The organism is [Roseibacterium] beibuensis (assembly GCF_039542305.1).
GTDB lineage: Bacteria > Pseudomonadota > Alphaproteobacteria > Rhodobacterales > Rhodobacteraceae > Roseibacterium > Roseibacterium beibuensis.
Genome location: NZ_BAABHW010000002.1, coordinates 17,331 through 44,255, shown reverse-complemented (window position 1 = coordinate 44,255; position 26,925 = coordinate 17,331). Strand labels below are relative to the sequence as shown.

The window sequence follows — 26,925 nt, the reverse complement described above, 5'->3', positions numbered from 1 at the left end:
CATGTCTTCGCGGCAACGGACAATTCGGAAGCTCGTGCATCAGGATAAGTTTTTGCTATAATCGGTTTCCGTCGTGCTTGTGTTCCGCCAGTGTGTCGGGTCATGGGCGGATCAAATGGAGGCCGCCGCCATGCCAGTGGGGATCACATCCCGGACCAAGCCTCGTGTCGCGCCGCATTTGGCAAGCGCGGTCACTCTCTTTGGGCCGTGCTTTGCCGTCTGCGGCACAGGCCCTTTCCAGTCGGGCGGCTGTTCTGGTCGCAGCGCGGGCGTGATCCCTGTCCTTGAGATGTGGAGGGGGGTCACAGGATGATTTCTCGGAACCTTCGGCATTTTCGGGTTTTCCTCGCCGTGGCCGAGCTTCGCACACCGACGGCCGCAGCCGATCGGTGCCTCGTTTCGCAGCCTGCCGTCACCCAGGCCTTGTCCAAGCTCGAGCGCGAGGCGGGCGGCAGCCTGTTCGACCGGACGCGCCAGGGGTTCTTCCTGACCGAGCGGGGCAAGGTGCTCCATGCACGCCTGAAACGGGCGATGGATCGGCTTGATCAAGGGCTGGGCGAGGTTGCGCCGCGCCTGATCCGCACCGCCACCACGGCCCAATTGCAGGCGCTGATTGCCGTGGTCGAGACGCAGAATGTCACGCTTGCGGCCCGTGCCCTCGGGCGCGCCCAGCCCACGGTGCACCGGGCGATCACGCAGTTCGAGCAGGAAGCGGCCCGCTCGCTTTTTGAACGCAGCTCTTTCGGCATGGTGGCCACGCGGGTGTGCCGCGACCTCGCGCAGGCCGCGCGGCTGGCCTTTTCCGAGTTCGACCAGGTCGAGGCGGACCTTGCCGATTTCGACGGGCGCGAAGTGGGGCGCATCGTGGTCGGGGCCTTGCCGCTGTCGCGTTCCGTCGTGCTGCCCGAGGCCGTCGCAAGCTTTCGCGCCGCACGTCCCAAGAGCAAGGTGACAATCCTCGACGGCCCTTACACCGATATGCTGAGCAGCCTTCGGCGTGGTGAGATCGACTTCGTGATCGGGGCGATGCGTGACCCGCTGCCGATCGAGGACGTGGTGCAGGAGCCGTTGTTCGTGGATCACTTATGCGTGCTGGCGCGTCCCGACCATGAGCTGGCCAAGCAGCGCGATGTGCCCTTGGCCGAGTTGGTGCAGCACCCCTGGGCCGTGCCAAGGCCGGGCACCCCGTCGCGCGAGCAGTTCGACGCCATGTTCGAGGCGATGGGGATGGCGCTGCCCGAAAGCATAGTGGAATGCGGCTCGATCCTGCTGATGCGGGAATTGCTGCTGAAAAGCGATTTGCTTGGCTGCATCTCGGGTCAGCAGGCCAAGGCCGAGTTGCGCAACGGCTTGCTGGTGCGCCTGCACACGCGCATCGATTGGCCCGGCCGCAAGATTGGGTTGACCTATCGCCGGGATTGGATGCCGACCAGCGCGCAGAACAGGTTGCTCGATGAAGTGCGCAGCGCCGCTTGCCTGGTTGGTGCAGAGTAGCGACGGCGCGCGCGGCTGTCTCTTTGGCTTTGTTACGGCTGCACGTTGGTTCTGCCTGGGTCAGAGCGGCACAAGCACAGGGTCCCGCACGTAATATTTGGTTTCGCTCCGGTGGCTCCCAATGCACGAGTCCTTCGTGAGCGAAGCCGCACCACATCGACGCGTCATCTGACCCTGGGGGCGGCAGATCCCGGCCGATCAGAACAGGAAGTCGTCCGCGTCGAGATCCGCCAAGGCGACATCGGTCAGCCAGATCGCGTTGCCGTCTCCGGTGTCGATCATGACATCGGCGCCGACTTGTTCCATGACGCCGTCGGCTTCGAGATCCGCGAAGCTCGTGAAGAGGGTCAGCGCCGAAAGATCGATCTTCTCAAGCGCGTCGGTCGCATCGAAATCTGCGATCGTGTCGATGCCGTGCCCGTCGGCAAAAACGAACGTGTCCGAGCCAAGCTGGCCCCAAAGCGTGTCGTCCCCGGCCGCACCGGAAATGATGTCGTCTCCGCCGTCACCCCGCACGATGTCGTTGCCGCCGCCCGCGTTGATGGTGTCGGCGCCATCCCCGGCGAGGATGAGGTCGACGCCGTCACCGCCGTCGAGTACCTCACCCTCGTCCGTGCCGAGCAGTTCAGTCACCGGCTCGGTCGGTGTGGGCTCCTCGCCGTCGCCGGGTTCCTCGTCGCTAGCGCCGCCGTCGCCCGTTCCATCATCCTCGTCGTCGTTCGGATCGTCGCTTCCACCAAGCAGGTCTTCAAGGGCAAGCTCCCAGCCCTCGAAAATGTCTCTGAAAAACGGCGGCGGCCCAAAGTCGCTGCGCGGATGCGCGAATTCGGGTTCGGCGTCGAGGTCGCAGGCGTCGGCCTCATCCGTGCCGTCGTCGCTGCCGGTCGGGGGATACTCTCCGTTCTCGTAAGACGGTGAAGTTCGAGTCTGTTGGTGTGAAACCGCGCCGCTGCCGTCAGCCTCGAAATCGCCGTCGCGACCGAATTCAACCATCACCGAACCGATCCGGTCCCACGGAAAACGCATCTCCTCCAACTGGGCGATCAGGGCGTCGACCGACATCGCGGCTGCGCCGTTGCCTTGCGGAGCGGTGTCACGGTCGGCAGGAGACTGCCCTTCGGCAGGCTGATCTGCACGGGGCATGGGCGCTATGACCGTGTCGCGCCGGGTTTGCGTCACGTCATCCGCCAAAAGCGGGATCAACCATTCTTCGTTGGAAAACGACTTCATGCTTTCAGACACCGAATTACCCTATTTCCAAATCTTTGTGATCAATGAACACCCAAATCGGGCATCACTATGAACCAAGTGTCCTGCCCGTGAAAGTCCCACACCAGCCGATGATATGCAAAAAAAGTGAATTTCCGGTTAAGGCGAGTCCTTTTCCGGGCGGATATTCCTGCGTCCTTCGGTCCCGCGGGCCGGTTCGTGGTGGGCTTGTGCCAAGCAAGCCCGGACGCTATCCCGAATGACGAACGGGACCAGAGAGACATTCAGAGACATGGACGCATCCGCGCCACAGCCCGAGGCCACAAAGGTGGCAGAGGTCGCAACCCCGCAATCTGCGACCGAGGAACGTGCGAAATCGCGCCGGATCGGCAGCCTTCGCGCCCTTTGGCCATTCCTGGTTCCTTACAAACGCATGTTGGCCGCCGCGCTGGCGGCGCTGGTCCTGACCGCGATCGTGTCGCTGACGCTGCCCCTTGCGGTGCGGCGCGTGGTCGACGGGTTCGAAACGGAAAGCGAGGCGCTTCTCGACAAGTATTTCCTTGCGGCCTTGGCCATCGCCATCCTGCTCGCGCTGGGCACGGGGCTGCGCTACTACCTCGTGACGCGGTTGGGCGAACGCGTGGTCGCCGATATCCGCAAGGCCGTGTTCGACCGCATGATCGGAATGAGCCCGTCCTTTTACGAGCGGATCATGACCGGCGAGGTTCTGAGCCGGATCACGACCGACACGACGCTTCTGCTCAGCGTGATCTCGTCCTCGATGTCGATCGCGCTGCGCAACACGCTCTTACTGATCGGCGGGCTGGTCCTGATGATGATCACTTCGGCCAAGCTGACCGGGGCCGTGCTGCTGATCGTCCCGGTCGTCATCGTTCCGATCATCATTCTGGGCCGGCGCCTGCGGGTGCTGAGCCGCCAGAACCAGGACTGGATCGCCGAAAGCTCGGGCAACGCATCCGAGGCGCTGCTGTCGGTGCAGACGGTGCAGGCCTTCACCCACGAAAGGGCGTCAGCCCAGACTTTCGACGCTGTCACGGAGAAAAGTTTCGTCAGCGCGAAGAAGCGGATCGGCACGCGTGCGGTGATGACCGTGATCGTGATCTCGCTGGTCTTTGCCGGGATCGTGGGGGTCTTGTGGGTCGGCGCACGGGATGTGCGGGCCGAGGCCATGTCGATCGGCGAGCTGATCCAGTTCCTGATCTACGCGATCATGGTGGCCGGCGCGGTTGGCGCGCTGTCCGAGATTTGGGGGGAGTTGCAGCGTGCCGCCGGCGCGACCGAGCGGTTGGTCGAGCTGTTGCACACCACCGATACGGTCGAGGACCCCGAGACGGGCCGCGAGTTGCCGCAGCAGGGGCGTGGGGCAATCGTCTTTGACGATGTGCGCTTCGCCTATCCCACGCGCCAGGACACCCATGCGCTCGATGGCATCAGCTTTACCATCCAGCCGGGAGAGACGGTCGCGCTTGTCGGTCCGTCCGGGGCCGGGAAATCGACCATCTTCCAACTGCTTCTGCGCTTTTACGATCCCTCGTCGGGGGTGATCTCGGTGGATGGCGTCGCCTTGCCCGAGATGCGGCGCGACACGTTCCGCCATGCCATGGCGCTGGTGCCGCAAGACCCGGTGATCTTCGCAGCCTCCGCGCGCGAGAACATCCGGTTCGGCCGGCCCGAGGCCTCCGATGCCGAGGTCGAGGCGGCGGCGCGGGCCGCGGCCGCGCATGAATTCCTCGAGCGCCTGCCGCAAGGCTACGACACTTATGTGGGGGAGCGTGGCCTGATGCTGTCGGGCGGTCAGAAACAGCGCATCGCCATCGCGCGGGCCATTTTGCGCGATGCCCCCATCCTGTTGCTGGATGAGGCGACCAGCGCGCTCGATGCCGAAAGCGAACGCCTGGTTCAGGAGGCGGTCACGCGCCTGTCCGAGGAACGCACGACCCTGATTGTCGCCCATCGCCTGGCCACCGTGAAGCAGGCGGACCGCATCCTCGTGTTCGACGAGGGGCAGATCGTGGCCGAAGGGACGCATGACAGCCTTGTCGCGCAGGGCGGCCTCTATGCGCGTCTCGCCCGGCTGCAATTCACCGAAGGTGTCGCAGCGGAATAGGCCATGTTTCGCGGCGTCAGGCTTGCGCGTCTGCGACAATCTTACCACATTTGATCGACGGCGCCGGTCCCGGGGAGAGAAAGCGGGCCGACGATAGGGGAGGACCGAAGACGATGGTGAAATTCGCCAACGCCCAAGATATTCGCGACATCGAGGCAGAGTTGCCCTGGCCGAGCAGTCAACCGGCAGCGACGCTCTACGAGATGCTCAGCCGAACGAAAGACAAGCACGGATCGCTGAACGCGGTGACGTTCCAGATGTTTTCAGGGCCGAAAGACCCGGCCGAAACGCTGAGCTGGAACGAATTGCATGCCCGCGTGACGCAGGCGGCGAACCTCTTTCGGTCGCTGGGCGTCAAGGAAGGCGACACGATCGCCTACGTCCTGCCCAACAGCACCGAGACGGTCGTCACCCTGCTGGGCGGGGCGATTGCCGGGGTGGTCAACCCGATCAACCCGCTGCTCGAACCCGAGCAGATCAGCGCCATCCTGCGCGAGACCAACGCCAAGGTTGTGGTGACGCTCAAGGAGTTTCCCAAGACCGACGTGGCCCAGAAGATGGCCGAGGCGGTGCGCCACGCGCCCCATGTCCACACGGTCCTGGAGGTCGACCTGCTGCGGTACATGACGGGACTGAAGAAATTCATCATTCCCTTCATTCGCCCCAAGAACCCGGTCGGTCACCATGCCCGCGTGGTGGATTGGGACGCCGAGGTGTCGAAGCATCCGCGCGACCGCTTGACCTTCGAAGACAGCAAGGGCGACCGGATCGCGGCCTATTTCCATACCGGCGGCACCACCGGCATGCCCAAGGTCGCGCAACACAGCTATTCCGGGATGATCTATAACGGGTGGATCGGGCACACGCTGCTGTTCACCGAGGAAGACAACGTCATCTGTCCTCTGCCGCTGTTCCACGTCTTCGCGGTGCATGTCATCCTGATGGCGATGGTGGCGTCCGGCGGGCATGTCATCTTCCCCACGCCGCAGGGCTATCGCGGCGATGGTGTGTTCGACAATTTCTGGAAACTGGTCGAGCGCTGGAAGGTGACGTTCATCATCACCGTCCCCACCGCCATCGCGGCCAAGATGCAGCGCCCGGTCAATGCGGACGTGTCCTCGGTCAAGACCGCGTTTTCGGGGTCGGCCCCGCTGCCGGTCGAGCTGTTCCACCGCTTCGAGAAGGCGACGGGCGTCACGCTGGTCGAGGGCTATGGGTTGACCGAGGCGACCTGCCTTGTGTCCTGCAACCCGGTGCATGGCGAGAAAAAGATCGGATCGGTCGGGATTCCCTTCCCGCATTGCAACGTACAGATCCTCAAGCAAACCCCTGAAGGGGTTATCGAATGCGATATCGACGAGGTCGGCGAGATCTGCGTCGACAACCCCGGCGTTCGCGAAGGGGCGACCTATACGGAAAGCGACAAGAACCGCGATCTTTTCCATTACGGAAACTACCTGCGCACCGGTGACCTCGGGCGGATCGACCAGGATGGGTATCTGTGGATCACGGGCCGCGCCAAGGACCTGATCATTCGCGGCGGCCACAACATCGACCCCGCCGAGATCGAGGAAGCGCTGGCGGGGCACAATGACGTGGCCTTTGCCGGTGCGATCGGCCAGCCGGACAGCTTCGCGGGCGAGTTGCCTTGCGTCTATGTCGAATTGGTCGACGGCTCCGAAACCAGGGAAGACGAGCTCATGGAATGGTGCAGGCAGCATATCCATGAACGCGCGGCCATCCCCAAGCACCTGGAAATCCTTCCCGAGTTGCCCAAGACGGCGGTGGGCAAGATCTTCAAGCCGGATCTGCGCAAGCTCGCCATCACCCGGGTCTACGACAAGGCCTTGGCCGAGAACGGGATCGACGCCCATGTCGCGATGGTGAAAGAGGACAAGAAACTCGGCCTCGTCGCCTATCTCGAAAAGTCGGGGCAGGTCGATGAAGAAAAGCTGGGTCATGTCCTGGGCGAATTCACCCGCCCGTGGCGCTGGAAAAGCGAATACGACCCGGATGCGGACTGACGGGTCAGGGGGTGCGCTTGGGCCTTGGCCTCGCTAGGCTCGGACCCCATGCAGCGCCCCTTGATCCCCAACCGCACGGCCCGACACCTGTTTCTTGCCCGGCACGCGCTGGCTGAGGCGCCGACCGGTCCCGCCAAAGGGCAGGCGCTTGCCGATCTGATCCACCGGCTGGGTTTCGTGCAGGTGGACAGCGTCAACACGCTGGCCCGCGCGCATGACCTGATCCTCTGGTCGCGGCGCAACGCCTATAAACCGTCGAGCCTACGTTGGTTGAACGACCGTGCGCGGGGGACCTTCGAACATTGGACCCATGACGCCTCGATCATCCCGGTCGAGTTCTTTCCCTATTGGCGCTTGCGGTTCCAGCGGGACCGCGCGCGACTGCATGGGCGTTGGAAGGACTGGCACGGTTCGGCCTTTCACGCCGAGCTTGATCGCGTGCTGGTGCATGTGGCGGATCACGGCCCGGTCTGTTCGGCGGATTTCTCGGGCGAACGGGCCGAGAAATCGACCGGCTGGTGGGACTGGCACCCGTCAAAGACGGCGCTCGAATTCCTCTGGCGGTCGGGCGACCTGTCCGTCACGCGCCGCGAGGGGTTTCGCAAGCATTACGACCTGACCGAGCGCGTTATTCCGGCGGATGCCCGGCATGTGCGTCCGTCCGTGGAGGAAACGACGCACTGGGCCTGTGCCGCAGCCCTCGACCGCTTGGGATTTGCCACGCCGGGTGAGCTTGCGGCCTTCTGGGCCTTGGTCACGCCGCAGGAGGCGCGCGGATGGGCCAGCGACGGGGTGGCGCGGGGTGACCTTGTCGAGGTCGATGTGGAAATGCGCGACGGACACACGCGTCGCTCGGTGATGACGCCATCCACGTTGGATGAGATCCACGCGCTGCCGGAACCGCCCAAACGCCTGCGGGTGCTCAGCCCGTTCGACCCGGCCCTGCGCGACCGGGCGCGGGCCGAGCGGTTGTTCGGCTTCAGGTACCGCATCGAGATTTTCGTCCCCGCGGAGCGCCGCCAATACGGTTACTACGTCTTTCCCGTCATGGAGAGCGACAGCTTGGTCGGTCGGATCGACGTGGCGGCGGAGCAGGGGCGCGCGTGCCTCCATGTGCGGGCTTTCTGGCCCGAACAGGGGGTGAAAATGGGCAAGGCGCGCAGGGCGGCGCTGGCGGCCGAGCTGCATCGCATCGCGCGTTTCGCGGGATGCGGGGATGTCACATTCGCAACGGATTGGCTGCGCCCGACCGCTTGACCGCGTTGACAGATCGAGCCTCGGCGAAAAGGTTATCCACAGATATACGCGGTTTGAATTATTGGAAGGCAATGGGTTGTCGGGCACGGCTCACCTGATCCGAAAACTGATCCCTTTCTGTGCGCTGGCGCTCGCAGCCTGCGTGCCGAGCGGGAGCGGACCGGATGTGGTGGCGCGCAGCGGCGGGTCCTGTCCCGTCGATCTGGGCGTCTTTCGACCGGGGGCGGCGACCGTGGCGGCCACCGGGGATGTGCTGCTGCACCGCCTGATCCAGGAAGACGCCGCCGCGCGGCCAGACGGGTTTGCACCTGCCTTTGCGCATGTCGCCCCCTATCTTTCGCGCGCCGATCTGACCGTCGTGAACCTGGAGGGGCCTGCCGCCGAGGGCGTGCTGCCCGGCGGTCGCGCGGCGTCCGAGGCGCCGCGGAGTGTCTTCGACAACCGGGTCTACACGGGCTATCCGCAGTTCAATTACCACCCGTCGATTGCCGGTGTTCTGGATCGCGTCGGGGTCGACGTGGTGCAGACCGCGAACAACCACGCGCTCGATCGCGGTCCGCTTGGGGTGGACCGCACGCTTGAGGCCCTTGCGCGGGCCGGGTTGCGCAGCACGGGAACCCGCGCGCGCGGAACGGGCGGGCCGTGGCATACGACCGTTCGCCTGCCGATGTCCGGTGGCAGCGCCACTGTCGCCATCCTCGCCTGTACCTACAGCGTCAACGGGCTGCCGAACCCGAATGGCCAGGCGCTGATGTGTTACGGGTCCTCCCCTTCGGTGCCGTCCCTGATCCGGGGGCTGGCCGCCGACCCTGCCATCGACGCGGTCCTCCTGACCCCGCATTGGGGGCAGGAATACAGCGCCCGCCCGGATGGACAGCAACGGCGCCTGGCGCGCGCCGCGATCGAGGCCGGGGCGGCGGCCGTCATCGGTGCGCATCCCCATGTGCTGCAACCCATCGAAGAGATCGTGGCCAGCGACGGGCGGCGCGGCTTCGTCGCCTATTCGCTGGGCAATTTCCTGTCGTCGCAATGGGCCTTGCCGCGCAGGACGGGGGCGATCCTTTACTTCGACCTTGCGCGGGACGGGCAGGGGCGCGTCGTGGCCCATCCGCCGCGGGCCTTGGTGACGCGCGGGGAGCGTTATGTCAGCCAGGGCGTGGTGGTCGCGCCGGCCGCGACGATCTCCACGGGCGGCGCCAGCATCGCGCATGCGCGCGCCGTTCTGGGCGAGGCGCGCGTGATCTCGCCCGAGGACTTGGCCTGCGCCCGCTAGGTCAGGTGCCCGAGATCCTCGCCATGCGGTCCAGCACATCGACGCCTTGCGTCTTCATCATGTGCAGCATGTCGATGAACACCCAGTTCTCGACCAGCTTGTCCCCGTCGCGGCGATAGATGTCGATTACCCGAAACTCGGCCAGCTTGTCCGTGGCTGGAAGGCCCATGAACCCGCCGGTGGGCCGCGCGGTGAAATTCGGCCAGCCGAAGAAGCCGCCGAAATGACCCTCGGCCAATCGCGCGAGGTGTTTCGTTTTGGCCCGGTCGGTGAACCCGGCGCGGAACGGGCCGGAATGCTGCTTGGCATAGCGTTCGATCGTGTAGGTCGCGCCCACGCCGTGAGGTCCCCACCAGATCATGTCATCGGCCCATGTGCGCGCCAGTTCCTCTTCCAGCGGCAGGCCAAGGCCCCAGGTGCCCAGATCGCCGATCATCGCGTTGATCGCGGCCAGCGTCGCGGCCCCCTGCTCGGGCGGTTGCCCCTCGTAGAGCAGGCCGCCATGGCCCATCGGCCCCGGTTGGACGAGGTGGGCGGCGGTGGCGGGGGCGAACGGGTCTTGTCCCGCTTGTGCCATCAGGTGGGGGATGTCGCAGAAACAGGCGGTTTCGGCGATCTTGCCCTGTTCGATCCGGTTGAACTCGCAATAGCGCAGCATGACGATCTTGCCGGTGGGGCGGATGCCAAGCCACGGCGCATCGAAAAGGCCCATCAGGTGGCCCATCGACACGACCCAGCGGCCCTCGAACCCGTCCATCTCGTTCAGGCCCGCGAAGAAGATATCCTCGCGCCGTTGAATGCGGTTGATGGAGGACAAAAGCGGCCTCCAGAAGGACCGTGCCACGGCCTCGGCACCGCTCTGGTCGTTGAACGGGTGCATGCCGCGCCAGTGCCAATCCGGAGCGGTCCGTTCGGCCAGCACCTCGGCCACGGTGCCGGGCGTGGCGTGCGCCAGCGCGGCGTAGTGGTCGCGGACCAGTTGCTTTTCGGCCTGGAACCCGATGGTCACGTCGTCCCTCATCCCTTCACCGCCCCGGCGGTCAGGCCGCTGACGATCTGGCGCTGGAAGAACAGGATCAGCACGAACAGGGGCGCGGTGGCCGAGACCACTGCGGCGACGGCGAACATGACATTGCCCTCTTGTTGGGTGGAGCCGAGGAAGGACGCGATGCGCGGCACCATGGTCTGGTTCTCCTGACTGAGCAGCATCGCGGTGACGGCGAAATCGTTATAGGCGAGCAGGAAGCTGAACAGCCCCGTCGTGATGACGCCGGGCCACATCACCGGCATGATGACAAGCCGGAAGGACTGGAACCTTGTGCAGCCATCGACCATGGCGGATTCGTCCAGATCCTTGGGGATGTTCAGGAAGAAGGAATGCAGCATCCACAGCGTGAAGGGCTGATTGATCGCGACCAGCACGATGATCGTGGTCGGCAGATGCCCCCAGAGGTTCCATTCGAAAAACGGCAGCAGGTAGCCCGAGACCAGCGTGATATGCGGCATGGCCCGGAACACCAGCGCGATCATCAGCAGCCAGAAGGCATAGCGATAGCCCGACCGCGCCAGCGCGTAGCCCCCGAGCGTTCCCAAGGTCAGCGAGATCACGACCGTCGCCATGACGACGATGCCGGTATTGAGCACGTTGCGCCAGAAGCCGGACTCGATCCACGCGCCCCAGTAGCCCTGCCCGGTGAAGCGCGCCCCGGTTTCCTCCAGTGTCAGGGGGCCGCGAATGGCGTTCATCCAGTCGGCGCGGGAAAAGAAATCGCCCTGCACCTTGAACGAGCCCCAGAGCGTCCAGAGGAAGGGAAAGGCGGCGAGGATCAGCCACAGAATCACGAAACCCGTGGACAGCACGATCAGACCCGTGGATTTGCGATGCGCGGCGGCTGCCATGGTTTCAGACCCTCTTGCGGTTGAAGTCGCGCCAGGTGCGGATCAACACCGGCGTCAGCAGGATCGCCACGCCAAGGATCGTCAGAACCGAGGTGGCAGCGGCCGAGCCGAATTGCTGCGTGTCGCCCCGCAGGTCGGAATAGATGATATAGCTGAGCGACGTGGCGCTGGCCTGCGCCTGGAAGCCGACGATGGGCTCGAAAACGCGGAAATTGTCCATCAGCTGGATCAGCGTGATGAAGACGACCAGCGGCATCAGGTGCGGGATCACGACGTAGCGCACGCGCTCCCACCGGCTGGCGCCGTCGATCATGGCCGCTTCCAGCGTTTCCTCGGGCACGGTTTGCAAACCGGCGTAGAAGACGATGAAGGCGAAGGGGGCCGAGTGCCAGACGCCGTAAACGAAGAGCGTCAGCCAGGTGAGGGTCGGCGAGGCCTTGAGCGACAGGTCCGGATCGTCGAAGAGCAGTTGCAGGGTCGCGCCGATGATGCCGTCCGCGTCGATCATCCAGAACAGGACCAGCGACCCGATCAGGGGGGTTACGATCATCGGCAGGAGCGAGAAGAAGATCGTCACCCCGCGCAGGCGCTGTGGCAAGCCGTTGACCCCAAGCGCGATGGCGAGCCCGAGGACCAGAACCAGAGGCGTGACCAGGAAGGTGTAGGCCAGTGTGAAAGCCAGCGCCTTGTAGAAGGGCAGGTTCATCACGCGGCTGCCGAACGCGCCCCAGCTGTCGCTCTCGGCCCAGGCCGTGGCGAGTTCCCCGGTCGCTAGGTGCGCCCGGTTGAAATAGGTGCCCAGGCCATTGAAGCGCCCCAGCGGTTCGGCCTCGCGCAGGGCGCGGGTGGCCTCGGTGTCGACGCGGGTTTCCTCGGTGCAGCCGAAGGGGCCGCAGGTTTCGACAACCTCCAGAACCTGCTCGTGTTCGACATGCAACGACTGGATCACGACCGACACGATGGGCAGCGCGATGAACAGGAGCATCGCGGTCAGCGACGGAAGGATGAACCAGAAGAAGGTGCGGTGGGGCATGTGCGGCCTCGCGTCGGCGCGGATGGGGTCGGGGCGAGGGGGAGGGCGGGGCGGCGTTCGGACCGCCCCGCCGTTTGACTTTGTGTTAGTCGAGGAAGCCCTGTTCGCGCGCGGCGGCGATATAGGCGGCCTCGACATCGGCCAGCGCCTGCTCGGCGCTTTCTTCGCCTTGCAGGAATTGCGCAAGCTCGTTGCCAAGCGCGGTGTGCATCAGGCCTGCATAGGGCAGCATCGGGTAGGGGGTGGCCCCGGCCTCGGCCGTGGCTGAAACGCCGGCGGCAGGTGCGCCGGGCGTGTAGCCCTCCAGCAGCCAGACCGCGGCGTCGTTGTTCGCCTCGATGATCTCGGGACGTAGGCCGTTCATCAGCGCGATGAAGGTGGCCTCGGCATCTTCATCCGAGATGTTGGCGGCAATGGTGAACCCGTCCCACCAGAGGGTCGAGGCGGGCGTGTCACCACCGCCGACGGTCGGGGCTGCAACCAGCATCGTGTTTTCGACCACGCCCTCGGCCGCGCCCTCGTCATCGAGAATGCCGCCCCCGCGCGAGCCCCACATGTAGGCGATCGCCAGTTCGCCCGACTCCCACAGGGCCTGCGTGGCGTTGCTGTCGAAGGTCAGGAAATCGGGATTGGCATAGTCGTTCAGCGCCGCCAGCATTTCCAGCGCGGCGATGCCTTCCTCGGAATTGACCGCCGGCTCGGCGCTGCCGGGTTCGAACAGGCTGCCGCCCATGCCGATCATCATGTTCACGAATTCCTCGCCGAGGTTCCAGCCCGAGGCGGTGTTCATCGCCCAGGGGTGGTCCATGATCCCGGCCTCGCGCACGGCGGCCAGCACGTCGAGCACCTCTTCGTAGGTGGTGGGCACCTCGGCGCCGACCTGTTCAAGGATGTCGGTCCGCACGTAGAGGTGCTGGGCATTGGCCATGAAGGTCACGGCCATCACCTCGCCGTCGATGGTGATGCGGTTAAGGCCCGGCAGGTCGGGCGCGTGTTCGGCGATCAGGTCGTCGAGCGGACGGATCAGGCCGTCGTTCAGCAGCGGCACGATGGAGGAGTTGGCGACGACCGCGCTGGTGTATTGCGCCGGATCGGCGGTCAGCGCCGCAACCTGGATGTCGCGATGCTCGGTCGTCTGGTTCGCCGAGACCTCGACCGTGTCGCTGGCACATTCGGCGGCGCCGGCGGCCATGGCCTGCAGGGCGGGAAAGTCATTGGACAGGATCGCGACGCGACCGTTTTCGATGCCGCAATCGGCCAACGCGGCGCCACCGCCGATCGCGGTCGCGGCGAGGGTAATGGCCGTCAGTCTGGTGAAGGTCATGGCACAAGGCTCCCTGGAATGGTCGGCGCGGTTTGCGGGGCGCAACCGGCCTTGTCGTGTTTAAAGTGTCACGGGCCGCAGTCGCGAATCGAGTTGCGGCTTGCATACGTGTGCAACATTGAGGCATGGTTCACGCGTCGGGCAAGCTTTTTCTCGGAAGCGCTCATTCGTGATCCCCTTTCAAATATGGCTTGCGCGTTTTCCAGAATCGGCGATAGCGTGAGTGCATTCGTATGCACTACGCCTTGGGCGAGGGGGCTGCCATGGCCGAGATCGAGTTGCGCAATCTGTCCAAGCGATGGGGCGGTTTCGTCGGCGTCGACCGCTTCGATCTCACGATCCCGGATCGGGAATTCCTTGTGCTGCTGGGCCCGTCGGGCTGCGGCAAGACGACAACGATGCGGATGATCGCGGGGCTGGAGGAGATCACCGAGGGCGACATCCTGATCGACGGGCGGCGCGTCAACGACCTCGACCCCAAGGATCGCGACGTGGCGATGGTGTTCCAGAGCTACGCGCTCTACCCCAATCTCGACGTCTACGAGAACATCCGCTTCCCCCTGAAGGTGCGCAAGATCGACCCCGCCACGCATAAGGACCGCGTGATGCGCGCAGCCGAGATGGTGGAGTTGACCGATTTCCTGCATCGCCGCCCGGCGGAACTGTCCGGCGGTCAGCGGCAGCGCGTGGCCCTGGCCCGCGCCATCGTGCGCCAGCCCAACGTGTTCCTGATGGACGAACCCCTGTCGAACCTCGACGCGAAACTGCGCGTCTCGACCCGGGCGCAGATCAAGAACCTCAGCCACGAATTGCAGGTCACGACGATCTACGTGACCCATGACCAGATCGAGGCGATGACACTGGCCGACCGCGTGGTGGTGATGAACAAGGGCGTGGTTCAGCAGGTGGGCAGCCCGACCGAGATCTATGACCGCCCGGCGAACACCTTCGTTGCAGGCTTCATCGGCAACCCGGCCATGAACCTGGTCGAGGGGCAGATGCGGGGCGGTGTGTTCACCGGCGCGGGGCTGGACATCCCCGGCTTTTCGCTGCCGGACGGCAAGGTGACGCTGGGGTTCCGCGCCGAGGATGCGACGCTCGAAGGCGGAGAGGAACTCCACGCGCCGATCTACACGCTGGAACTGCTGGGCGACAGCACCATGGTCACCGTGCGCATCGGCGGCGCGCTGGTCTCGGTCAAGGCGCCCAAGGATTTCCGGGCCGAGATCGGGGACATGTTCCGCGCGCATATCCCGGCCTCGATCTGCCATGTCTTCGATGGCGACACGGGCGAAAGGGTCTGATCCGATGGAGGTGCATCGCCTGAAAGACACGCTCGGGCCGTTTCGCAAGGCGGCCGAAACCGCGACCCCGGAGGGGATACGCGCGGCCCTGGGTGAAGTGGTTGCGCCCGATGCCACGTTGCATCTGTGTCACCCGTTCGGGGATCTGGTCGGACCGGAGGCCCTTTTCGGTACGGCCTATGCCCCTCTGTTGCAGGCCATGCCCGACCTCGAACGGCGCGACATGATCGTGGTCGCGGGCACGACTCCGCAGGGGCAGGCCTGGATCGGGTGCATGGGCACCTACATGGGCACGTTCCTGGCGCCGTTCCTGGGCATTCCGCCCACCGGGCACCTTTCTCACATGCGCTATCACGAGTTCTTTCGGATCGAGAATGGCCGCGTCACGCAGATGCAGGCGATCTGGGATATTCCCGAACTGATGATGCAGGCGCGCGCCTGGCCGATGGCGCCGCAACTGGGGGCGTTCCTGTGTACGCCCGCCCCGATGAGCGGGGACGGTCTGCACCTGTCGGGCAATGGGCAGGCGGCCTTGGACCATGTCATCGCCATGCTGACCGATTTGTGTCGCTACCCCTCGGAAGGCAACCCCGAGGTCATGAACCTCGATCGCTACTGGCACCCTCGGTTCAACTGGTACGGCCCCGCCGGGATCGGCACCGGGCGCGGGATCGCCGGGTTCCGGCATTGGCACCAGATCCCGTTCCTGCGCGCCATGCCCGACCGCAAGCTCGACGCGATGGGGGATCTGATGTCGCACTGGATCGCCGAGGGCGATGTTGTCGCCGAAACCGGATGGCCGAACATGCGCCTCACCCTGACCGGCGGCGGCTGGATGGGATTGCCCCCCAGCCACGGGGAGGTTTTGCTGCGCAGCCTCGATTTCTGGCGTCTGGAGGGGGGGCTGATCCGCGAGAACTGGGTGCTCGTCGATCTGCTCGACCTTTATCGGCAGGTCGGTGTCGACGTGCTGGGGCGGCTGGCCGAATTCAACAAGGCCCGCAATATCGGCCCCGTCACCATACCCGACCCAATGGCCGCGGGTGCAAGATGACCGACGCGAAGGTGACATCAATCGACGTGGCGCGGCTGGCTGGCGTCAGCCAATCGGCGGTCAGCCGGGTTTTCTCCGGCGCGTCGGCGTCGAAGTCGACGATTGCAAAGGTGCGCGCGGCGGCGGCGCAGCTTGGCTACCGTCCCAATTCGCTGGCCCGCGCCATGATCACCGGCAAAAGCCGGATCATCGGCCTGGTCGTGGCTTATCTCGACAACCAGTTCTACCCGGCTGCGATCGAGCGATTGGGGGCGGCGCTGCAAGAGCGGGGCTACCACATCCTGCTGATGATGGCCGAGAATTCGGCCGAGGGTGTCGAACAGGTGATCCAGGACCTGATGGCCTACCAGGTCGACGGGATCATCACGGCCTCGGTCGCGATGACCTCCGACCTGACCGAACGCTGTGCGGCGCTCGGTATTCCGGTCGTGATGTTCAACCGGGGGCAGGATGGTTCGGGCTTCAGCGCGATCACCTCGGCCAATCGCGAGGGCGGGGCCAAGGTGGCGGAGTTCATGCTTGCCGGTGGGCACCAGAGGATCGCCCATATCGCGGGCTGGCAAGGCTCGTCGACCGGGCGCGACCGGACCGAGGGGTTCGTCGCGCGCCTGGCCGAGGCGGGTGTGACGCCGGTGGCCACCATCGACGGGATGTATGCGCGTGACGCCGCCGCCGAGGCCGCGCGCACGATCATGGCGCAGGACGCGCGACCCGATGCCATTTTCGTCGGCAACGACCACATGGCTTTCGCGGTGATGGACGTGCTGCGCGGCGAACTGGGCCTGTCGGTGCCGGGTGATGTTTCGGTCGTGGGTTATGATGACGTGCCGATGGCCGCCTGGCCGGCCTATGATCTGACGACCTTGCGCCAGCCAATCAACCGCATGGTCGAGGCGACGGTGGACACGGTTCTGGGACAGATCGAGGACCCGGACCGACTGCCCGAGAAAATCGAGATCGCGGGGCCGCTGATCGTGCGCGGCTCGGCGCGCATACCGGAAGGATGGACAAGATGAAGGGCTTTGACCCCAAGTTCCGCGACTTTCCCCATTACATCATCGGGATCACCAAGGAGATCTGGGAGGATCGCGGGATCTCGACCCTGCATGACTACTATGCGCCGGATATCGTGGTCCGGTCCCCGTCCTCGGTCGTCACCGGCAACCAGGGCGTGATCGCCGCCACGATGGCGACCTTGGCCGAGTTTCCGGACCGCACCCTTCTGGGCGAGGACGTGATCTGGTCCGGCGACCCCGCGGACGCGATGCTGTCCTCGCACCGGATCTTCAGCCAGGCGACCCATTCGGGGGATGGTGTCTACGGGACGGCGACCGGGGCGCAGCTGGGCTATCGCATCCTCGCGGACTGTCATGCGCGCGACAACATGATCGACGACGAATGGCTGATCCGAGACCAGGGCGCCATCGTTCGCCAACTGGGGTGGGAGGCGCGGGACTATGCCCGTGACCTGATCGCGAAGGAAGGCGGACCGCTGAGTTGCACCAAGCCGCTGACGCCGGAAACGGACCGGCCCGGGCCGTATGTCGGCAAGGGCAACGACAACGAATGGGGCCAGCGCCTGTCGGATCTGCTGACCCGTATCATGTCCGCCGATCTGCGCGCGATCCCGCAGGTCTATGACCGCGCCTGTCATCTCGAATACCCCGGCGGCCTGACCGCGCATGGCATCGAGGCGGCCGACTGGTTCTGGATGGGCCTGCGCGCGGCCTTTCCCAACGCGGCGTTCACGATCGAGCACCAGATCGGCCGCGAAGACCCGACCATGCCGCCCCGCGCCGCCGTCCGCTGGAGCCTCTGGGGCAAACACGAAGGCTGGGGCGCGTTCGGCGCCCCGACCGGTGCGCCCGTCTACGTGCTGGGCATCACCCATGCGGAATTCGGCACGCTTGGCACCACCGAGCCGACGCTGCGCCGCGACTACACGCTTTACGATGAAACCGCGATCTGGAAGCAGATCCTCCTTTACGCCGGCGCCGACGAGTGACGAGCGCACCCGATCGCCCAATCAGGAAGACCCGATGATGACCCCGCCCGAAATGGAAGCCCGCATCGTCCGTTACGGCGATCTGCGGCCGTGCCGCACCGCCTTCATCGATGCGCATACGCCCGGCAGCGACCAGAAGGAGAACTTCACCATCATCGGCGGAGGCGTCTCCGAGGCGGCGGACCAGCATGTTCACATCACCATCCCGCATGGCTTCAACATCGGGGCGGCGGGCCAGCCCCCGAAATGCCGCAACAGCCTGCATTCGCATCGCACGGCCGAGGTGTTCTTCGTCCTGTCGGGCCGTTGGCGGTTCTTCTGGGGGCGTTGGGGCGACGCGGGCGAGGTCGTGCTGGAACCGGGCGACATCTTCAACATTCCAACCGGTATTTTCCGCGGCTTCGAGAATATCGGTGAAGACTACGGGATGATCATGGCGATCCTTGGCGGCGACGATGCCGGGGGCGGCGTGATCTGGGCCCCGCAGGTAATCGAGGACGCGCGCGATCATGGCCTCGTCCTGTCGGAGGAGGGCAAGCTCTACGATACGAAGAAGGGACAGAGCCTGCCTGATGGAGTCGGACTGATGCCGGTCCTCTCGGACGAAGACCTCAAGGCCTTCCCCGAGCCGACGACGCGGGAGGTCATCCCCGGCTACGTGGCACGCTACCTTGATCTGGTGGCAATGGCCGACCGCAAGCCGGTGCTCGTCATCGGCGAAAACGGCATCCTGCGGGACAAGCCCGGCTTTGAGGTCGGCCTGCTGACGCGGGCGTCCTCGACCAAGGATATGCATCGCCATGACCGCCCCTCGGTCCTGATGCCGGTCAAGGGCCATTGGCGCGTGGTTTGGGACGGGACCGATCTCTATCCGGCTGGCGAGGCCACATTGGCCCCCGGAGACACGATGAGTGTGCCCGAAGACCTCGATCACACCGCCTATCCAGCCATGACCGGTGAGGCCGCGCTCTACCATATCGTCGGAACGGGGGATCCGGCGGGCCTGACCTGGACCGGGTGACCGGGGCACGACCCATCGCGGATGAAGGCCGGGCAGGGTGCGCCTTTACTTGCGCCGATAGGCGTCCTCGTAACGCACGATATCATCCTCGCCCAGGTAGCTGCCGGTTTGAACCTCGATCAGGATCAAGGGCAGCAGCCCGGGGTTCTCGAGCCGGTGAACGCTCCCAAGCGGGATGTAGACCGACTCGTTTTCGCTCAACAAGGTGATCTCATCGTCCACGGTGACCTTGGCCGTCCCCTCGACGACGATCCAGTGTTCCGCCCGGTGATGATGGCTTTGCAGGCTCAAGGAAGCGCCGGGATGCACATAGACCCGCTTGACCTGAAAGCGCGAGCCATGGGCCAGCGCCTCGAACCAGCCCCAAGGCCGGTTGTCGCGCGGGAAATCCGTGGCTTGCGGATATTCGGCCTTCTTCAGCGCGGCCACGGCCTTGCCGACATCCTGCGCACGGTCACGTGGGGCGACCAGAACGGCGTCGGGCATGGCGACCGCCATGATATCCTTGAGCCCAAGCCCCACGAGAACCTGCCCTTCGCTCTCGCTGCGCAGCAAGCTGCCTGAACAGTCGATGGCTTCGACCGGTCCCGAGGTGGAATTGCCATCCGCGTTCGGGTGCAGTTCTCGCCAAACGGAATTCCATTCGCCCAGATCGGACCACGCCCCGTCATAGGGCACGACACAAAGATTGTCCGCCCGCTCCATGATGGCATAGTCGATGGACACGTCCGGGCAGGTCTTCCAGGCCTCTGTTCCCAGGCGCAGAAAACCAAGGTCCTCCTCGGCGGTGTCGAGCGCGCCTTGGGTGCATTCCAGCACCTCTGGCGCGTGGTGTGCGAAGGCGTCTCGCAATATGTCGACGCGGAACAGGAAGATCCCGGCATTCCACAGATGCTCCCCATCCGAGGAAATCTGTTCGGCGACCTCGACATCCGGCTTCTCGATGAAGCGGTCGACCAATGCTGCGCCAAGCGCATCATCGAACGACCTGATCTTGATGTAGCCATAGCCGGTTTCCGGACGCTCCGGCCGGATGCCGAACGTGACGATCTGCCCTGCCTCGGCAGCCGGGCGCCCCATCTCGACAGCGGCGCGGAACCCCTCGACGTCAGGCACCAGGTGGTCGGATGGCGCGACGAGAACGAGAGCCGTGGGGTTGCTCTTCGCGGCGTGAAGCGCGCCTGCAAGGATCGCCGGGGCGGTATTGCGCGCATCCGGTTCGATCAGGACGGCTGCATGCGCGATCCCGGCTTCCGCGAGTTGCCGCGTCGCGATGAAGCGGAACATGTCGCCCGTGACGATGATGGGGTCTGCAAAGGCAGCGGCCTGAAACCTCTGGGCGCTTTGCTGAAACAAGGAGGAGTCGCCCGCGATTTGTGCGAATTGCTTGGGAAACCTTTTGCGCGACAGGGGCCAGAGCCGCGTGCCCGAGCCACCGCACAAAAGGATTGGAGTGATCATGAACGCACCTTTCGCAGTGGGCCAAGCCGCCATATAGCCAGTGTCGTGTTCTGTATCGCCGTCACCCCCCTGATTTTCAACAACACAGGTTCAGCCTCGGCGCGGATTACACAATCAGCGCAAACCTGTAGCGTTTTTTAGTCAACAAATTTTCCCCATGGGAATGTCGACAAGCCGCGCAGGCTACGCCATCCTCGGCAAAACAGGAGAGTAAACCGATGGCCGATCGAAGCCGGTTGCAACAGAACCCGCACGCGGTGAAGGAACCCCGGGAAAAGAACCTGGAGGTCGCCATCGGTCGGCAGGTGCGGGAGTTGCGCAAGCGTCAGCGTATGACGGGGGCCGATCTGGCGGCGCAGACGGGCATCTCGGTCGGCATGCTGTCGAAAATCGAGAACGGGGTGATCTCGGCCTCGCTCAACACGATTTCAGCGCTGGCGCATGGGTTGCGCGTGCCGCTTGTCCAGCTGTTTGCGGGATATGAGGAAGAACGCGGCTGCATGCATGTCAAGGCGGGGCAGGGCGCCGAGATCGAGCGCGCCGGAACGCGTGCCGGGCATCAATACAACCTGCTGGGCCATATCGGGTCGAACAATTCCGGCGTGGTGGTCGAACCCTACCTGATCACGCTCGACAGCAGCTCCGATCGCTTCCCGGCCTTTCAGCACGAGGGGATCGAGTTTCTCTATATGCTGGAGGGGCGTGTCAGCTATCGCCACGGTGACAAGATGTACGATCTGGAACCGGGCGACTCGCTGCTTTTCGATGCCGATTCCCCCCATGGTCCGGAACAATTGATCGAGATTCCCGCCCGGTATCTTTCGATTATCACCTATCCTCAGGCCCGCTAGGTGGCCAAAAGCGCCTGAAAAATGGGCGCATCCGTCAGAAAATGACGATTTCTGCCTAAAAACCATGCAAATGCAGCCATGTTGAGTGGTTTTTCGCATGCAGCGAAGGACTTTCTTGAAAAGAAAATAGTTTTCTCTTTAGTGATAATGTGACGGCGCGAACCTCGCCGGGATCACACCCATTACGGAGGAACCTATGTGTGGCATTGTTGGCCTCTTCCTGAAGAAGGATGACTTGCGCCCGCAACTGGGCGACATGCTGACCGATATGCTCATCACCATGACCGATCGCGGACCCGACAGTGCGGGAATCGCGATCTACGGCCGCGAGACCGAGGGCATGGTGAAGATCACGGTGCAATCGGACAGCCCCGAAGAGGCGTTCGGCAATCTGGACGCCGCCTTGTCCGCGGCTATCGAAGGGCCGGTGGCGATCAGGGTCGTCGATACCCATGCGGTCCTGACGGTCCCCGAAGCCACCGAGGCCGCCGCCATCGCCTGGCTGGAAGAGGCCGGCCTGCGCATCATGGGCTCGGGCGCGTCGATGGAGATCTACAAGGAAGTCGGCCTGCCCAAGGATGTCGCCGCGCGGTTTGGCCTGCGCGACATGGGCGGCTCGCACGGCATCGGGCATACCCGCATGGCCACTGAGTCTGCCGTGACGACGATGGGCGCGCATCCGTTCTCGACCGCCGATGACCAATGTCTGGTTCACAACGGGTCGCTGTCGAACCACAACCAGATGCGCCGCACGCTGGCGCGCAAGGGCGTGTTCACCCGCTCGGAAAACGACACCGAGGTCGGCGCGGCCTATATCTCGTCGCGCATCGCCGAGGGCGCCACGCTGGGCGAGGCGCTGGAAGGGACCATCAAGGATCTCGACGGGTTCTTCACCTTCGTGACCGGCACCAGGAACGGGTTCGGCGTGGTGCGCGACCCCATCGCCTGCAAACCCGCCGTCATGGCCGAAACCGACGATTACGTCGCCTTCGCCAGCGAATACCGGGCCTTCGCCGACCTGCCGGGGATCGAGGCCGCCCGCGTCTGGGAACCCGAACCTGCCACCGTCTATTTCTGGGAGCGCTGAGCCGATGACCACCACGCTCGACATGACCGCGACCGACCTGCGCGCGCTGAACACCACGCTTCAGGCCGCGGCCCGCGCACAGGCCAACGAGGATTACGAGATCGTCAATCCGCGCGGGGCCCATGCCATGGCCTGCGGCCTCGACGGGCCGCTGACCGTCACCATCAAGGGCTCGACCGGCTATTACTGTGCCGGGATGAACAAGGAAGCCACCGTCACCGTCGAAGGGTCCGCCGGGCCCGGCGTGGCCGAAAACATGATGTCCGGCATCGTCACGATCGAGGGCGACGCCAGCCAGTATGCCGGGGCCACGGGGCATGGCGGATTGCTGAATATCAAGGGCAATGCCTCGTCGCGCTGCGGCATCTCGATGAAGGGGATCGACATCGTGGTGCATGGCAATATCGGCCACATGTCGGCCTTCATGGCGCAGAAGGGCAACCTTGTGGTGCTGGGCGATGCGGGGGATGCGCTGGGCGACTCGCTTTACGAGGCGCGGCTCTTCGTGCGCGGCAACGTCAAGTCGCTGGGCGCCGATTGCATCGAGAAAGAGATGCGGCCCGAGCACCTGGAAATCCTGGCCAAGCTGCTGGCGCAGGCGGGCGCCGATGCCAAGCCGGAGGAGTTCAGGCGCTATGGCTCGGCCCGCAAGCTCTACAATTTCAACATCGACCACGCCGACGAATACTGAGGAGCGCGACATGGACAAGACACCGCAGACCGAACCGCGCCAAAGCTGGACGTTCTCCAACTCGATCAACTCGGAGATCCGTCGCGCGGCCGATACCGGCATCTACGACATCCGCGGCGGGGGCGCGAAGCGGCGCGTGCCGCATTTCGACGACCTGCTGTTCCTCGGCGCGTCGATGTCGCGCTACCCGTTGGAAGGCTACCGCGAGAAATGCGAGACGGCGGTCACGCTGGGTACGCGCTTCGCGAAAAAGCCCATCGAGTTGAAGATCCCGATCACGATTGCGGGCATGTCCTTCGGCTCGCTGTCTGCCAATGCCAAGGAGGCGCTGGGCCGTGGCGCGACGATGGCGGGCACCTCGACCACCACCGGCGACGGCGGCATGACCGAGGAAGAGCGCGGCCATTCCGAGAAGCTGGTCTATCAATACCTGCCATCGCGTTACGGGATGAACCCCGACGATCTGCGCCGCGCCGATGCGATCGAGGTCGTGGTGGGGCAGGGCGCAAAACCCGGCGGCGGCGGTATGCTGCTGGGCCAGAAGATCACCGAACGGGTCGCAGGCATGCGCGACCTGCCGGTGGGCATCGACCAGCGCTCGGCCTGTCGCCACCCGGATTGGACCGGCCCCGATGATCTGGAGATCAAGATCCTCGAATTGCGCGAGATCACCAACTGGGAAAAGCCGATCTACATCAAGGTCGGCGGCGCGCGCCCCTATTACGACACAGCGCTGGCGGTGAAGGCGGGCGCGGACGTGGTCGTGCTGGACGGGATGCAGGGCGGCACGGCCGCCACGCAGGACGTGTTCATCGAACATGTCGGCCAGCCCACGCTGGCCTGCATCCGCCCCGCCGTTCAGGCCTTGCAGGATCTGGGCATGCACCGCGAGGTTCAGCTTGTCGTCTCGGGCGGTATCCGCAGCGGGGCCGACGTGGCCAAGGCGCTGGCGCTGGGGGCCGATGCGGTCTCGATCGGGTCGGCGGCACTGGTCGCCATCGGCGACAACGACCCCAAATGGGAGGCCGAGTACCAGGCGCTCGGATCCACCGCCGGGGCCTATGACGACTGGCACGAGGGGCACGATCCGGCGGGCATCACCACGCAGGACCCCGAGTTGATGAAGCGACTCGACCCGATGGCGGCAGGGCGCAAGCTGCGCAACTACCTCAACGTGATGACGCTGGAATGCCAGACCATCGCGCGGGCCTGTGGGCACAACCATGTCCACAACCTCGAACCCGAGGATCTTTGCGCCTTGACGATGGAGGCCGCCGCCATGGCGCAGGTGCCGCTGGCCGGGACCAACTGGTACCCGGGCAAGCCGGGCTTCTGACGCAATCGGACAGGATCGAGAGGGGCCATTGCGCCCCTCTTTCACCAACAGGGAACAGGATGACAAAGATGAGCAAACTTGCAGATTTTGCCGCGAAGACCGGCGTCAAGTATTTCATGATCTCCTACACCGATCTGTTCGGGGGGCAGCGCGCCAAACTGGTGCCCGCGCAGGCCGTCGCCGATATGGAAGAGGACGGTGCGGGCTTTGCCGGATTCGCCACATGGCTGGACCTGACGCCGGCGCATCCCGACATGTTGGCCGTGCCAGACCCCGACGCGGTGATCCAACTCCCGTGGAAGCCCGAGGTCGCATGGGTGCCCGCCGACTGCGTGATGGAGGGCGAGCCCGTCGAACAGGCCCCGCGCAACGTACTGAAAAAGCTGGTGGCCGAGGCCAAGGCCGAGGGGCTGCGCGTGAAGACCGGCATCGAGGCCGAATTCTTCCTGCTCACTCCCGAGGGCGACCAGATTTCCGACCCGTTCGATACGGCGGATAAGCCCTGCTACGACCAGCAGGCCGTGATGCGCCGCTATGACGTGATCGCCGAGGTCTGCGATTACATGCTCGATCTGGGGTGGGGGCCGTATCAGAACGACCACGAGGACGCGAACGGCCAGTTCGAGATGAACTGGGAATTCGCGGATGCCCTGGTCACCGCCGACCGCCACAGCTTTTTCAAGTTCATGGTGAAATCGGTGGCCGAAAAGCATGGGCTGCGCGCCACCTTTATGCCCAAACCCATCGCGGGCCTGACCGGAAACGGCTGCCATGCGCATATCTCGGTCTGGGATCTGGAGGGCAAGACCAATGCCTTCGTCGGCAACGCGGGCGGCGAGATCGGCGAGGTTGGCCTCTCCGAGCAGGGCGGCCATTTCCTCGGCGGGATCATGAAACATGCCGAGGCGCTGGCCGCGATCACCAACCCCACGGTCAATTCCTACAAGCGGATCAACGCGCCGCGCACCCTGTCTGGCGCGACCTGGGCGCCCAACACCGTCACGTGGACGGGCAACAACCGCACCCACATGGTGCGCGTGCCAGGGTCAGGGCGCTTCGAGCTGCGCCTGCCCGATGGGGCGGTGAACCCCTATCTGTTGCAAGCGGTCATCATCGCCGCCGGCCTGTCGGGCCTCCGCACCAAGGCCGATCCGGGCCCGCGCTATGACATCGACATGTATGCCGAGGGCCACAAGATCGAGGGCGCGCCGAAGCTTCCGTTGAACATGCTGGATGCCATTCGCGCCCTGGAGGCCGATGACGAGTTGACGGCGATGCTGGGCGATGCGTTCGCGGCGTCTTTCATCAAGATGAAACACCAGGAATGGAATTCCTTCGTGTCGCATTTTTCACGATGGGAGAAAGAGCACACGCTCGATATCTGAGCGCGATGATCCTGTATCTGAAGGCCCGGCTCAGTCCGGGCCTTGTCGTTTGCGCAAAGCCGAGGGAGGTGTCCCGAACAGCGCCGAGAACGCATCCGAGAAATGCGCCTGCGACGAAAACCCGGTCATATGCGCGATCTCGGTCAGCGGCAGGCGCGTCTCGGTGACCAATTCGCGCCCGGTTTCCAGGCGGATACGGCGATATTCCTGCATGACAGACCGCCCCGTCGCGGCGCGAAACTGGCGCTGCAATTGCCGGATCGACAGGCCCGACAGCGCCGCGATCTGATCCTGTGACAGCGGGTCGGCGACATGGCTTTCCATCAGGTCCAGCGCGGCCTCGACCGGGGGCGGCACCGCGCCATAGGTCCTTGCCGTGGCGCGGCGTTGCGGAGCATCCGCGCCGCGCACCTCGGTCTGGATGAACCAATCGGAAATCCGCTGCGCGAACCTCGTGCCATGATCGCGCGCGATGATCGCGTGCATCATGTCCAAGGGCGCTGCGCCGCCCGCGCAGGTGTAGCGGTCGCGGTCGATCACGAACAAGCGCCGCTCCAGCAGCCATTCGCCAGGCAGGCGGTCGAAATCCTCGTAATGGTGCCAATGCACCGTGAAACGCCGGTTTTCCAGCAGCCCGGCCTTGGCCAGCACCACCGCGCCGCCCGAGATGCCGCCAAGCGCCACGCCGTTGCGATCCGCCTGTCTGAGCCATGCGAACAGGGTTGGGTCATGGATCCGCGCCGGGTCGCCGCCGGCCACCACGAACAGCAAGTCGTACAAGGGCACCGCATCGCGATAGGGCCGTGTTTCGAAGACGCCCCCGACGGACGAGGTGGCCCGCCGCCCCGTATCCGACAAGAGCGTGATGTCATAGCGGAGCGTCGGTGAAAACAGGTTCGCCGCGCGCAAAGGTTCAAGCGCCGAGGCCGTCGACATCAGCGCGAAACCGTCCAGCAGCAGAAAGGCGACTCTCTTCATCGTATAGGTCCGCGCCGATCCATGTGGATGGCCCAAAAATGAACGTTTATGTCCTCTTTGTGGAATATGCGGAATTATTTCTCCAGTAGAAATCTGCTCAGCAGATGGAGA

Annotated in this window: 22 protein-coding genes; 15 read left to right on the top strand and 7 right to left on the bottom strand. The window is 64.7% G+C overall.

The genetic code is table 11. The annotated features are described in order from the left end of the window. Positions 1-309: 309 nt before the first annotated feature. Positions 310-1,494 (top strand): LysR family transcriptional regulator, encoded by a 1,185-nt coding sequence (locus tag ABD923_RS06585; protein WP_259549887.1) that lies wholly within the window; start codon positions 310-312, stop codon positions 1,492-1,494. A gap of 198 nt (positions 1,495-1,692) precedes the next feature. Here the strand turns inward: ABD923_RS06585 and ABD923_RS06580 are convergent, their stop codons facing one another. Further along, complete coding sequence (locus ABD923_RS06580; protein WP_345229441.1) at positions 1,693-2,556, bottom strand: calcium-binding protein; 864 nt, start codon at positions 2,554-2,556, stop codon at positions 1,693-1,695. 439 nt (positions 2,557-2,995) lie between these two features. Here ABD923_RS06580 and ABD923_RS06575 point away from each other — a divergent pair, with 439 nt between their 5' ends. From ABD923_RS06575 to ABD923_RS06560, 4 genes are all read left to right on the top strand, one after another. Further along, complete coding sequence (locus ABD923_RS06575) at positions 2,996-4,831, top strand: ABC transporter transmembrane domain-containing protein (RefSeq protein ID WP_259549885.1); 1,836 nt, start codon at positions 2,996-2,998, stop codon at positions 4,829-4,831. Between the two features lie 113 nt (positions 4,832-4,944). Continuing rightward, a complete protein-coding gene (locus ABD923_RS06570) occupies positions 4,945-6,855 on the top strand; it encodes an acyl-CoA synthetase (RefSeq protein ID WP_259549884.1) in 1,911 nt (636 codons plus the stop codon). 48 nt (positions 6,856-6,903) lie between these two features. Next, on the top strand, positions 6,904-8,112 hold the full coding sequence (locus tag ABD923_RS06565; protein ID WP_259549883.1) for a winged helix-turn-helix domain-containing protein: 1,209 nt from the start codon (positions 6,904-6,906) through the stop codon (positions 8,110-8,112). A gap of 142 nt (positions 8,113-8,254) precedes the next feature. Continuing rightward, positions 8,255-9,385, top strand: coding sequence for a CapA family protein (locus ABD923_RS06560; RefSeq protein WP_345229440.1), 1,131 nt, complete (start codon positions 8,255-8,257; stop codon positions 9,383-9,385). Position 9,386: 1 nt separating this feature from the next. Here ABD923_RS06560 and ABD923_RS06555 read toward each other — a convergent pair whose 3' ends face one another. The 4 genes from ABD923_RS06555 to ABD923_RS06540 all read right to left on the bottom strand — a co-directional run bounded on the left by ABD923_RS06555 (position 9,387) and on the right by ABD923_RS06540 (position 13,641). Then, on the bottom strand, positions 9,387-10,406 hold the full coding sequence (locus ABD923_RS06555) for an ester cyclase (RefSeq protein ID WP_345229439.1): 1,020 nt from the start codon (positions 10,404-10,406) through the stop codon (positions 9,387-9,389). Further along, positions 10,403-11,284 carry a carbohydrate ABC transporter permease gene (locus ABD923_RS06550; protein WP_222191967.1) on the bottom strand — a complete coding sequence of 294 codons (882 nt, stop codon included), beginning with the start codon at positions 11,282-11,284 and terminating at the stop codon, positions 10,403-10,405. The genes ABD923_RS06555 and ABD923_RS06550 overlap by 4 nt, the downstream gene beginning before the upstream one ends. 4 nt (positions 11,285-11,288) lie before the next feature. Continuing rightward, the gene (locus ABD923_RS06545) at positions 11,289-12,317 is read right to left on the bottom strand and encodes a carbohydrate ABC transporter permease (protein WP_259549881.1); all 1,029 of its coding nucleotides are present in this window, start codon (positions 12,315-12,317) and stop codon (positions 11,289-11,291) included. Between the two features lie 85 nt (positions 12,318-12,402). Beyond that, a complete protein-coding gene (locus tag ABD923_RS06540; protein ID WP_259549880.1) occupies positions 12,403-13,641 on the bottom strand; it encodes an ABC transporter substrate-binding protein in 1,239 nt (412 codons plus the stop codon). Positions 13,642-13,904: 263 nt separating this feature from the next. On the opposite strand from ABD923_RS06540, the gene ABD923_RS06535 reads away from it, so the two are divergent. From ABD923_RS06535 to ABD923_RS06515, 5 genes are read left to right on the top strand one after another with little or no spacing between them, the layout of a single operon-like run. Then, positions 13,905-14,945, top strand: coding sequence for an ABC transporter ATP-binding protein (locus ABD923_RS06535; RefSeq protein ID WP_259550545.1), 1,041 nt, complete (start codon positions 13,905-13,907; stop codon positions 14,943-14,945). 4 nt (positions 14,946-14,949) lie between these two features. Next, on the top strand, positions 14,950-15,999 hold the full coding sequence (locus tag ABD923_RS06530; protein ID WP_259549879.1) for an ester cyclase: 1,050 nt from the start codon (positions 14,950-14,952) through the stop codon (positions 15,997-15,999). Continuing rightward, a complete protein-coding gene (locus ABD923_RS06525) occupies positions 15,996-17,015 on the top strand; it encodes a LacI family DNA-binding transcriptional regulator (protein WP_259549878.1) in 1,020 nt (339 codons plus the stop codon). Before ABD923_RS06530 ends, ABD923_RS06525 begins: the two co-directional genes overlap by 4 nt. Continuing rightward, positions 17,012-18,004, top strand: coding sequence for a nuclear transport factor 2 family protein (locus ABD923_RS06520; protein WP_259550544.1), 993 nt, complete (start codon positions 17,012-17,014; stop codon positions 18,002-18,004). The genes ABD923_RS06525 and ABD923_RS06520 overlap by 4 nt, the downstream gene beginning before the upstream one ends. A gap of 37 nt (positions 18,005-18,041) precedes the next feature. Next, positions 18,042-19,025 (top strand): cupin domain-containing protein, encoded by a 984-nt coding sequence (locus ABD923_RS06515; RefSeq protein WP_259550543.1) that lies wholly within the window; start codon positions 18,042-18,044, stop codon positions 19,023-19,025. Between the two features lie 45 nt (positions 19,026-19,070). Here the strand turns inward: ABD923_RS06515 and ABD923_RS06510 are convergent, their stop codons facing one another. Further along, a complete protein-coding gene (locus ABD923_RS06510; protein WP_259549877.1) occupies positions 19,071-20,486 on the bottom strand; it encodes a mannose-1-phosphate guanylyltransferase/mannose-6-phosphate isomerase in 1,416 nt (471 codons plus the stop codon). 218 nt (positions 20,487-20,704) lie between these two features. On the opposite strand from ABD923_RS06510, the gene ABD923_RS06505 reads away from it, so the two are divergent. The 5 genes from ABD923_RS06505 (at position 20,705) to glnT (ending at position 25,836) form a co-directional block, all read left to right on the top strand. Next, positions 20,705-21,337, top strand: a complete 633-nt coding sequence (locus ABD923_RS06505; protein ID WP_259549876.1) for a helix-turn-helix domain-containing protein — start codon at positions 20,705-20,707, stop codon at positions 21,335-21,337. Between the two features lie 196 nt (positions 21,338-21,533). Continuing rightward, positions 21,534-22,424 carry a class II glutamine amidotransferase gene (locus tag ABD923_RS06500; RefSeq protein ID WP_259549875.1) on the top strand — a complete coding sequence of 297 codons (891 nt, stop codon included), beginning with the start codon at positions 21,534-21,536 and terminating at the stop codon, positions 22,422-22,424. Between the two features lie 4 nt (positions 22,425-22,428). Then, positions 22,429-23,115, top strand: a complete 687-nt coding sequence (locus ABD923_RS06495) for a GltB/FmdC/FwdC-like GXGXG domain-containing protein (RefSeq protein WP_259549874.1) — start codon at positions 22,429-22,431, stop codon at positions 23,113-23,115. A 10-nt stretch (positions 23,116-23,125) separates the two neighbouring features. Beyond that, the gene (locus ABD923_RS06490; RefSeq protein ID WP_259549873.1) at positions 23,126-24,451 is read left to right on the top strand and encodes an FMN-binding glutamate synthase family protein; all 1,326 of its coding nucleotides are present in this window, start codon (positions 23,126-23,128) and stop codon (positions 24,449-24,451) included. A gap of 68 nt (positions 24,452-24,519) precedes the next feature. Next, positions 24,520-25,836: a type III glutamate--ammonia ligase gene (glnT, locus tag ABD923_RS06485; protein ID WP_259549871.1), complete on the top strand. Its 1,317-nt coding sequence runs from the start codon at positions 24,520-24,522 to the stop codon at positions 25,834-25,836. A gap of 30 nt (positions 25,837-25,866) precedes the next feature. Here glnT and ABD923_RS06480 read toward each other — a convergent pair whose 3' ends face one another. Continuing rightward, complete coding sequence (locus ABD923_RS06480; RefSeq protein ID WP_259549870.1) at positions 25,867-26,814, bottom strand: GlxA family transcriptional regulator; 948 nt, start codon at positions 26,812-26,814, stop codon at positions 25,867-25,869. Positions 26,815-26,925: the final 111 nt, after the last annotated feature.

Excerpts from the sequence above, each read along its gene's own strand:
- ABD923_RS06585 (WP_259549887.1), top strand. The coding sequence starts at position 310 with ATGATTTCTCGGAACCTTCGGCATTTTCGGGTTTTCCTCGCCGTGGCC.
- ABD923_RS06535 (WP_259550545.1), top strand. The coding sequence starts at position 13,905 with ATGGCCGAGATCGAGTTGCGCAATCTGTCCAAGCGATGGGGCGGTTTC.
- ABD923_RS06495 (WP_259549874.1), top strand. The coding sequence starts at position 22,429 with ATGACCACCACGCTCGACATGACCGCGACCGACCTGCGCGCGCTGAAC.
- ABD923_RS06520 (WP_259550544.1), top strand. The coding sequence starts at position 17,012 with ATGAAGGGCTTTGACCCCAAGTTCCGCGACTTTCCCCATTACATCATC.
- ABD923_RS06545 (WP_259549881.1), bottom strand. The coding sequence starts at position 12,317 with ATGCCCCACCGCACCTTCTTCTGGTTCATCCTTCCGTCGCTGACCGCG.
- ABD923_RS06505 (WP_259549876.1), top strand. The coding sequence starts at position 20,705 with ATGGCCGATCGAAGCCGGTTGCAACAGAACCCGCACGCGGTGAAGGAA.
- ABD923_RS06580 (WP_345229441.1), bottom strand. The coding sequence starts at position 2,556 with ATGTCGGTCGACGCCCTGATCGCCCAGTTGGAGGAGATGCGTTTTCCG.
- ABD923_RS06500 (WP_259549875.1), top strand. The coding sequence starts at position 21,534 with ATGTGTGGCATTGTTGGCCTCTTCCTGAAGAAGGATGACTTGCGCCCG.
- ABD923_RS06480 (WP_259549870.1), bottom strand. The coding sequence starts at position 26,814 with ATGAAGAGAGTCGCCTTTCTGCTGCTGGACGGTTTCGCGCTGATGTCG.
- ABD923_RS06510 (WP_259549877.1), bottom strand. The coding sequence starts at position 20,486 with ATGATCACTCCAATCCTTTTGTGCGGTGGCTCGGGCACGCGGCTCTGG.
- ABD923_RS06555 (WP_345229439.1), bottom strand. The coding sequence starts at position 10,406 with ATGAGGGACGACGTGACCATCGGGTTCCAGGCCGAAAAGCAACTGGTC.
- ABD923_RS06540 (WP_259549880.1), bottom strand. The coding sequence starts at position 13,641 with ATGACCTTCACCAGACTGACGGCCATTACCCTCGCCGCGACCGCGATC.
- ABD923_RS06525 (WP_259549878.1), top strand. The coding sequence starts at position 15,996 with ATGACCGACGCGAAGGTGACATCAATCGACGTGGCGCGGCTGGCTGGC.
- ABD923_RS06565 (WP_259549883.1), top strand. The coding sequence starts at position 6,904 with ATGCAGCGCCCCTTGATCCCCAACCGCACGGCCCGACACCTGTTTCTT.
- glnT (WP_259549871.1), top strand. The coding sequence starts at position 24,520 with ATGAGCAAACTTGCAGATTTTGCCGCGAAGACCGGCGTCAAGTATTTC.
- ABD923_RS06515 (WP_259550543.1), top strand. The coding sequence starts at position 18,042 with ATGACCCCGCCCGAAATGGAAGCCCGCATCGTCCGTTACGGCGATCTG.
- ABD923_RS06490 (WP_259549873.1), top strand. The coding sequence starts at position 23,126 with ATGGACAAGACACCGCAGACCGAACCGCGCCAAAGCTGGACGTTCTCC.
- ABD923_RS06570 (WP_259549884.1), top strand. The coding sequence starts at position 4,945 with ATGGTGAAATTCGCCAACGCCCAAGATATTCGCGACATCGAGGCAGAG.
- ABD923_RS06550 (WP_222191967.1), bottom strand. The coding sequence starts at position 11,284 with ATGGCAGCCGCCGCGCATCGCAAATCCACGGGTCTGATCGTGCTGTCC.
- ABD923_RS06575 (WP_259549885.1), top strand. The coding sequence starts at position 2,996 with ATGGACGCATCCGCGCCACAGCCCGAGGCCACAAAGGTGGCAGAGGTC.
- ABD923_RS06530 (WP_259549879.1), top strand. The coding sequence starts at position 14,950 with ATGGAGGTGCATCGCCTGAAAGACACGCTCGGGCCGTTTCGCAAGGCG.